This is a genomic window from Bartonella sp. AP65SXKL, from assembly GCF_042195725.1.
GTDB lineage: Bacteria > Pseudomonadota > Alphaproteobacteria > Rhizobiales > Rhizobiaceae > Bartonella.
This window is the reverse complement of the sequence record NZ_JBHIOW010000098.1, coordinates 1-687: the sequence shown is the minus strand read 5'-3', so window position 1 is coordinate 687 and position 687 is coordinate 1. Positions and strand designations below refer to the sequence as shown.

Sequence of the window (687 nt, the reverse complement as noted above, 5' to 3'; positions counted from 1 at the left end):
CGTATACGTGCTTTAAGAAATTTTAGAGATGTGTACGCAGGTGACTTAGGTGGCTTTATTGAAAATGAAAGCAATTTAAGTCATGAGGGAGACTGTTGGGTTGGGGACGATGCAAAGGTTTATGGTAGTGCTAGGGTTTACGGTCGAGCCAAGGTTTTTGGTAATGCCAACGTTTATGATAACGCTCATGTTTATGGCAATGCCATTGTTTATTTTGATGCTAAAGTTTTTGGTAATGCACATGTATACGGTACAGCAATAATTTGTGAAAATGCCCGTGTGTGTGGTGATGCATGGATTGATACAGGTTTTATTAGTGGTTGTGATTTAGTTAATAGTAGTAAAAAGAAATACGAACTTACAGACGATACAGTTGATCTCGGTCCTTTCAAGTTACACCGAATACGAGCATTGAGAAGCTTTGGCAAAGTAAAGAAAGGTGATTTAGGTGGCTGGGTAGAGAGTGAAGAGAACCTCAGTCACGAAGGTAATTGTTGGATTAGTGGTTTAGGGGCTGTTTTTGGTGGCGGCAGATTACGTGGTGATCACCTAGTTCCAAACTTTAATTACATTTCCAATACGACTTATAAATTGTCTATGTTAACACCACAACAATACATGGCATCTCTACCTTGGCACCGTAGAATATGGGAGCGACTCCGTTATTATTGGGAGTGCGGAATATGG

1 protein-coding gene is annotated in these 687 nt (G+C 40.2%); it reads left to right on the top strand.

The features are described from left to right. Positions 1 to 30: 30 nt before the first annotated feature. A partial coding sequence (locus ACFIMP_RS09860) for a hypothetical protein (protein WP_375686347.1) occupies positions 31 to 687 on the top strand: 657 nt, incomplete at its 3' end.